The sequence below is a fragment of the Psychrobacter sp. CAL346-MNA-CIBAN-0220 genome (assembly GCF_040309805.1).
Taxonomy (GTDB): Bacteria; Pseudomonadota; Gammaproteobacteria; order Pseudomonadales; family Moraxellaceae; genus Psychrobacter.
The window spans coordinates 1-274 of sequence record NZ_JBEOPF010000256.1 but is presented as its reverse complement, the minus strand read 5'-3'; the positions used below and the strand labels follow the sequence as shown (position 1 = coordinate 274).

The window sequence follows — 274 nt, the reverse complement described above, 5'->3', positions numbered from 1 at the left end:
GGCTTAGCCACAGAGTTTGATTTAGACAACGATGGCAAAAAAAATGGTGTGATGGGCGATGCGCAAGGTTTTGGATTTTTTGAAGGCCACTACGCAATGGCGTTTTTGTCTCGTTACCCCATTGATTTTGACAACATCAGAACCCTGCAAACGTTTAAGCACAAAGATTTACCGAATGTGAAAATGCCGGTAGACCCAAAAACCAATACAAATTGGTATAACGAAGAAGAATGGAATGCTTTACGTTTAAGCTCTAAATCGTTTTGGGATATAC

General features: G+C 40.1%; 1 protein-coding gene. It reads left to right on the top strand.

The genetic code is table 11. The features are described 5' to 3' along the window. The coding region (locus AAEY88_RS13550) for a hypothetical protein (protein ID WP_350563227.1) at window positions 1-274 on the top strand (274 nt) is incomplete at both ends.